The organism is Thalassolituus sp. UBA2590 (genome assembly GCF_002339775.1).
Classification (GTDB): Bacteria; Pseudomonadota; Gammaproteobacteria; order Pseudomonadales; family Oceanobacteraceae; genus Thalassolituus.
On the sequence record NZ_DDKU01000175.1, the window covers coordinates 16007 to 18032 of the forward strand.

General features: G+C 50.8%; 2 protein-coding genes and 2 pseudogenes. 3 read left to right on the forward strand and 1 reads right to left on the reverse strand.

Annotated elements, in window-relative coordinates; translation table 11 throughout:
* Nucleotides 1–228, forward strand: a pseudogene (locus B2067_RS14805) (inositol monophosphatase family protein); the annotation flags it as partial.
* Nucleotides 229–480: 252 nt separating this feature from the next.
* Here the strand turns inward: B2067_RS14805 and B2067_RS14810 are convergent.
* Complete coding sequence (locus B2067_RS14810; RefSeq protein WP_068439693.1) at nt 481–972, reverse strand: cold shock domain-containing protein; 492 nt, start codon at nt 970–972, stop codon at nt 481–483.
* A gap of 150 nt (nt 973–1122) precedes the next feature.
* On the opposite strand from B2067_RS14810, the gene B2067_RS14815 reads away from it, so the two are divergent.
* Complete coding sequence (locus tag B2067_RS14815) at nt 1123–1353, forward strand: SlyX family protein (RefSeq protein WP_068439695.1); 231 nt, start codon at nt 1123–1125, stop codon at nt 1351–1353.
* A gap of 81 nt (nt 1354–1434) precedes the next feature.
* Nucleotides 1435–2026, forward strand: a pseudogene (locus B2067_RS14820) (hypothetical protein); the annotation flags it as partial.

A 2026-nucleotide genomic window follows, 5' to 3' on the forward strand; every position in this document is an offset into this window, starting at 1 on the left:
GTACGCTCTATTGGCTCGGGCATTCTGACCATGGCTTATGTTGCTGCGGACCGCTTCCAGGCGGCACTGGTGTCTGATCTCGACGCCATCGCACTGAATGCCGGCACTCTTCTGACCTCAGAAGCGGGCTGCCTGCTTGCAGCCATTGATGGCGCACCGCGTGTTTCTGCACCAGCCAACATTGCAGTAGCGAACCCACGACTGCTTAAATCTCTTCTGAAACTCTGAGATTGGTTGGCTTAGTCGCCTGACTTTCAGGTCAGTGCAGAGCACAGTACAACCTCCTGTCTATACTGCAGTTATAGAAAGGAGGTAAGCCTATGCTCTGGTCTCATCTGAAAATTACGCTTTGCTGGCTGTGCGAGTCGCAGAGCTGCGACGAGCTCTCGCTTCATCGAGAGAAGATCCAGTAGCCCATATCAGGGCTGAAGACAGATACAAAAAAAGCGGCTTCAAGCCGCTTTTTTATACTCATCAGACTCAGCGTATCGCCGATACATCTTCCGCCTGAGGGCCTTTCTCACCACGAACAACGCTGAACTTAACGCGCTGACCTTCGGTCAGAGAGCGATGCCCCTGACCACGGATAGAGCGGAAGTGAACAAACACATCCTCGCCTTCGTCCCAGGTAATAAAGCCAAAGCCTTTCTTCACGTTGAACCACTTAACGACGCCACGCTCACGGCCATCTTCTACGTCACTCTCAACCATAGTGCCACTGCTGCGCTGGCGACGGCGACGCGCCGGAACCAGTTGAGCAGACACAAAGCTGATGATGAATGCCAGAATTGCCATAACAATCAGTGCGACCGCCATGCCTTCTGAGTTCAGCAGAGTAGAGAAGCTAGTGGCAGCACCACCAGCCAGTTGAATATCTTTAGCCAGACCTGCAATCAGCGCGACGACAACAAACGGCGCTATTACTGCAAATACGACTGCTACGATTAATTTACGAACCATTAACTTACCCATGTGTTATCCCGAATCACTCGTTGTTATTATGCCGGCCAGAGACGGGATGCCCGATATACGTAAAAATACCGTCGCAGACCATTGACAAGTGGGCTATGAAAGCCCAATTAACCAAAAAAATCAACACGATAGCGCATGGAGACTGCAATCATGGAAAATAAATTGCCGCCTGCGGCCGAAAGAGTCACTCAACTTGAAACGCGGATTACATATCTCGAGGATACGGTGGAGACTCTGAATAAAGAACTTGCGACCATATCAGCAGAGTTCCGGTTAGCAAAAGAAGCACTGCAGCATATGTATCGGCGCATGGAGCAAATCCAGACAACCGACAGCGGGATTGCAAATCCAGCGGACGAACCGCCACCACCGCACTATTAATTGGCGGTACAGCACCAGTAATTGTCACGTGGATAACATATAATCCGCCGCCTGAAATGGTTCTTTTTTACAGGTTCATCTATGAGCGTCATCCGAAAATTACGTATCCGAATCAATCAGTGGCAACAGAAGCTGCTTTATAAGCTGGTCAAGACAAAGATTATTGGTGCTGATAAAGACAAGATCGAACTGGACCCAGTGCAGCCCGTTATTTACGCCATGCTCTATCCCTCATATGCCGAGCAGATTGTTATTAACAAAGAAGTCTCCGAGCGTGGTTGGCAGGCACCATTTCAGCAACGGCTGAATGGTACCTTACCTGGCAATCCTTATTTCGGCATTTATCGCCGCCCCGGAAATCCATTCCGCAAAGATGGGCTCGCTACAATTCCCCGTCATCTGAAGAGACAAGCTGAATGGATGCTTGCGGATGACAGTCGTGACATTCAGGTGATGCCCGTGCGGGTTATGTGGGGACGTTCACCGGAGCGCGAACGTTCTTTCCTTCGTATCTGGCTGCAGAATGCAGGTAGCCTCGGCGGCCGCGTGATGACTTTTTTTGCGATTCTGTTTAACGGACGTAATACCTTTGTTCATTTCTCCGAGCCCCTGTCGTTACGCGAACTGGCGGGAGGCGAAACCTCTCCGGAGCTGGTCGCCCGTAAACTCGCCC

Excerpts from the sequence above, each read along its gene's own strand:
- B2067_RS14810 (WP_068439693.1), bottom strand. The coding sequence starts at position 972 with ATGGGTAAGTTAATGGTTCGTAAATTAATCGTAGCAGTCGTATTTGCA.
- B2067_RS14815 (WP_068439695.1), top strand. The coding sequence starts at position 1,123 with ATGGAAAATAAATTGCCGCCTGCGGCCGAAAGAGTCACTCAACTTGAA.